Here is a 4,859-nt window from a genome sequence, read left to right as displayed (position 1 = left end):
GACAAGCGGTAACCGAAAACTTAAATGTTTTAGATTACGAAACGTATTTTACAAGTACCGACTTAATTTTAGATAATAAAATACCAGATTTATTAATACAGTTTAATGAGACTTTATCTAAAGGGTTTGACGGCCACCATTATATTGCTGGTTTAGCGTCTCACTTTAGAGATTTATTGGTTTGTAAAAACCCTTCTACTATTCCTTTATTAGAAGTTGGAGAACAAACCAAGGAAAAGTATTTAGAACAATCTAAAAAAGCATCACAAACCTTTTTATTAAAAGGAATAGAATTAGCTAACGATTGCGACTTAAAGTATAAAACGAGCAAAAATCAACGCCTACTCGTTGAACTTTGTTTAATGCAACTTGCCTCTATCACTTTCGATGGAGAAAAAAAAAATAGCAAACGTTACATAATTCCACCATCTTACTTTAAAAAGTTAGGGATAAAACCTATTCCTGTTTCTAAACCTGCTGTTACTTCTCAAACAAATACAACAACAGAAATTGGTAGTAAAACGGTATCATCTATACCAAAACCGGCTATAAAAACTGCTATTGCAAGTAATACACCACCAAAAATTGTTTTAGATAGAAATAAACGTGCTAGTTCTGGGTTGTCTTTAAGTAGCATTCGTGCAAAAAAGGAACATGTTTCTAAAAAGAAAGATACTATTGTAGACGAGGCCAGCTTGCCACGAGAACCTTTTGATGTAGACGATTTAATGCCTATATGGCATACGTTTATAAATAAGTTAAGAGCAGATGGCAAAATGAACTTAGCTTCAATTTTAGGCATAGATACACCAAAACTAAAAGGTACTACCATATATTTAGAGTTTCCAAACTCTACAAATAAAGTTGAAGTAGAAAGGCAACAATTCGATTTAATGCAGTATTTACGTAAGTCTCTAAAAAATTACGATATAAGCTTAAATATTACTGTTAATGAAGCCGTACAAAAACGTTTTGCTTATACTGCGGAAGAAAAGTATGAAAAACTAAAAGAGATTAACCCTAATATTGAATTATTACGTGGTCTTTTTGATTTAGATATTTAACACCTGTAACTTAGTGTTAAAATATAAATACCATACCTTCTAAATTATTAAATTTAACACTTAATTCTATTATCATGCGCAAATTATTACCCTTATTACTTTTAATTGCTATTGTATGTATTAGTTGTGATGGCAGAGACCGTGCAAAGCTTAGTAATGCAGAAGTTTTAAAGCAACACAATCTATTAGAGTCTTTTTCAAAGCACACAGAGTTCATTCCTAAACACTATACAGAAGTTGTTACGGATACCATTTTAAGTAATGGATATAAAGTAAAAATAAAAACGTTTAGCGATATGACTAATTCTATTACTAAACAATTAAAAAAAGAATCGATAACTCACAATATACAATATAGAGAGTTTATCTCTGAAGTCTCAATTTTTAAAGATGAAAAGCTAGTTTTTAATGAAACTATAGACGATTCTTTTTTAAAACAATACATTCCAAATATTTCCAAGTTAAACAGTTCTATAACTAAAGGCTTAGCTATAAACGAAGAAAAGTCTTTAGAAACCAATACTATACATTTAGCCATTTCTAACTGTATTCCTGATAAAACCATAAATTGCCCTTCTTACTATATAATTATTGATGAAAAAGGACATTTTAAAATAAAACAAACAAATCATGCTTGGACTTAAATTACCAACAGACCCACGTTGGGTAAATATTGTAGAAAAAAATATAGAAGAAATACTTACCGATCATGCGTTTTGTGAACAAAAAGCAGCGAGTACTGCTATTTCTTTAATTGTAAGCTTTCCTGAATACACAGATTTGGTTCAAGAAATGATTGCTCTTGTTAAAGAAGAAATAAGTCACTTTAAAATGGTTCATGATAAAATTATTGCAAATGGTTGGGCTTTAGGTAGAGACCGTAAAGATGATTACGTTTCTCAACTTATAAAATTCTTTCCCAAAGGAGGAAGTAGAACAACACAATTAGTGCATCGTTTATTGTACGCCGCTTTAATTGAAGCTCGTAGCTGTGAACGTTTTCGTTTACTTTCAGAAGAACTAGAAGACAAAGAATTAGCAGAGTTTTACAGAAAACTAATGATTAGTGAAGCTAATCATTATACTATGTTTTTAGGGTTTGCAAGACAATATGGAGACCGTGAAGAGGTCGATAAAAAATGGCAAGATTTACTGCTTTTTGAAGCAGATATAATGAAAAACTTGGGTAAATCGGAAACCATACATGGATAAAATTGGTTCAATTATTTTTAAACTTCACTTATATTAAATATAAGAAGTGAACTTCACTCAAAACACACAATGAGTGAAGTTTCTTTTAAATAAAAAATGCATTACCTTTAAGGAAACAGATTTTGGTATAAAGAGACGTCTCTTTTTTAGTAATTCTACCAAAATAAAAAACTTAAAAAGCATTCTATTAAACTAACAATAAGTTCCTATTTCATTTAAGCAAACACTTAATGTGATTGAGCTAACTTTCTTATTAAGTTCCAATTACTTTTGCTATGTAAGCAAAAACTAACTAACATTCTATTCTATGCATAAAGTAAGTCTATTTACCTTTATTCTTTTTTTTATTAACCTTCAAGCGTTTATTGCACAAGAAAAATCTACAAAACAAGTAACACAACTTATAGAGGCTTATAAACAAGATGCACGAGGTCCATACCATCGTATAAAATGGTTTTGTAAAGATGGTACAGAACGCGAGCCAAAAGATCCTTGCCCAGATAGTATTGGTGGAGGTATACAGCATGCTAGCTTTAAAGAATCTGCTTTAGCATTGAGAAAAACCAATCATTTATTTTTTGGCGAGATTTTGGCAGACGCAAAAACCTCTGATTTTTTAGATAAAAACGCCAACTTTAGTAGGCTTAAACAATACCAATTAGGAAAATATTTAGCTAGTATAGATGATGGTTGGATATTACGTAAAGCTCAATACTATCGTGGTGCTTTACAAAGTGAAGATGAAGAGGCTTGGGGAAAAGATTTTTTTGAATCCCTATTAAAAGACGACCAGCTTATAGAATCTCATTATTATTTAATTCGTCAAGCATTAAAGGACATCCCCCATAATGGTGATGATAATATTGCTCAATTAATGAGAAGCCAGAGTAAAACAATTTCGGAAGACTTAAAGTCTTTCATGGATATTCGTATAAAAATCCATGGGCAACCAGAAATTACAGATATTAAATTAGTTACAGACTTTATTAAAAACAATAAAATCCCCACAGAATTAAAAAAAGATTTTGACGACTTGGTAACTACTATGCGTAAATTTTATGCACCAATAAATTTTAAATCTTTAGAAAAGGACTTATTGCACTTGCCAACTTCAAATTCTACAACAAATACTATTCTGAACTTTGTTAAGGCAGATAATTTGCCTAAACCCAGTTTAATAACCGAAATTGCAAATGTATTATATGAAATTAGACTTAACATAAATACTTATTCTAATAGTAAAAACCGTTTAACACTTCTAGATTTATCAAATCAATTGGAGCATATTTTACTTATAGAAGCTCAGAATTGGGAAACCACAACTGTTGCAGATAATTTAGATAAAATTAGTAGTTTAACATGTGCAGCCTTAGGTACTGGTTTAATAGAAATATGGGAATACAATGCAATAGAAAATCAGTTAAACGATAAATTAACTAAGGATAGTTTAACTATTGAAGAGTTAAACAACCTACTAATTACTGGCAGAAGTGTTTTGGAATGGAGTGCCTCTATGGTAAAAGCACACTACCAAGAAGAAGTAGACCGTTATACAAAATTTGAGCCTCTTACTTATAGTTTTATAGATGATAGAATAAGAAGTAGTGTAGCATTAAGCCTTGGTATTACCGTTAGTGATTTTGGTGCTTTTGTAGCAAAAAAATCGAATATTAACAATAAAGTAATGTCTATTGAAAACCAAAGTTCTCTTCGCGGTTTAAACCCAGGATATGCATTTGGTAAACTTGTGGTTGTTGATGGAGATCCTGATGCCGTTGAAGTAAAAACAAATAATATTTATATTTTTGAAAAACCGCCTCACGACCTGAAACCAGTAGCTGGTATTATGACTGTATCTGAAGGCAACTTGGTCTCGCACGTGCAGTTGTTAGCAAGAAATTTAGGTATTCCCAACGCAGCTTTATCTTACGACAATTTAAAAGCTTTAAAACAATATGATGGTACTCATGTTTTTTACGCTGTTTCTAATAAAGGGAATATTATTTTAAAATCTCAAGAGGATATGTCTAGAGAAGAACAGGAGTTGTTTAGTAAAAAAGAGCGTAATAAAAATATAATTGAAGTACCAGTAGATCAAATTAGATTAGACGTCTCTAAAGTTATTAATATGCGTAATGTAAACGCCAAAGATTCTGGTAAATTATGTGGTCCAAAGGCAGCAAACTTGGGTGAGTTAAAACAATTATTTCCAGATCAAGTTGTAGAAGGGTTAATTATTCCTTTCGGGATCTTTAGGTCGCATATGAATCAACAAATGCCCAATCAAAATAAAAGTTATTGGGACTATTTAAATGCTACTTTTACGACTGCTAAAAAATTAAGAGCTAGTGGAAAAAGCGATAATGAAGTTGAAAAATTTCAATTAGACGCTCTAAATAAACTTCATAAAGCTATTATAGAAATGCCTTTATCTATGGAGTTTACTAAAGATTTAAAACAAAATTTTAAATCTTCCTTTGGAAACTCTATTGGTAATGTTCCCGTATTTTTACGTAGTGATACTAATATGGAAGATTTAAAAGAGTTTACTGGCGCTGGTTTAAATCTTACTTTATTCAATAT

The 4,859-nt window shown here is 30.8% G+C and carries 3 protein-coding genes and 1 pseudogene; all 4 read left to right on the top strand.

Annotation, left to right across the window (positions count from 1 at the left end; translation table 11 throughout):
- Positions 1 to 1,064 (top strand): annotated as a pseudogene (locus ACVC2P_RS03815) (DNA polymerase III subunit gamma/tau); the annotation flags it as partial.
- 74 nt (positions 1,065 to 1,138) lie between these two features.
- On the top strand, positions 1,139 to 1,708 hold the full coding sequence (locus ACVC2P_RS03810; protein WP_452597163.1) for a hypothetical protein: 570 nt from the start codon (positions 1,139 to 1,141) through the stop codon (positions 1,706 to 1,708).
- Positions 1,695 to 2,276, top strand: coding sequence for a tRNA isopentenyl-2-thiomethyl-A-37 hydroxylase MiaE (gene miaE / locus ACVC2P_RS03805; RefSeq protein WP_452597162.1), 582 nt, complete (start codon positions 1,695 to 1,697; stop codon positions 2,274 to 2,276). Before ACVC2P_RS03810 ends, miaE begins: the two co-directional genes overlap by 14 nt.
- Before the next feature lie 307 nt (positions 2,277 to 2,583).
- Positions 2,584 to 4,859 (top strand): PEP/pyruvate-binding domain-containing protein (locus ACVC2P_RS03800; RefSeq protein WP_452597161.1); only part of this gene is annotated, 2,276 nt, incomplete at its 3' end.

It is taken from the genome of Pontimicrobium sp. MEBiC01747 (assembly GCF_053601635.1).
The sequence above is the reverse complement of the archived record's forward strand: the minus strand, read 5'-3'. Positions and strand labels throughout refer to the sequence as shown.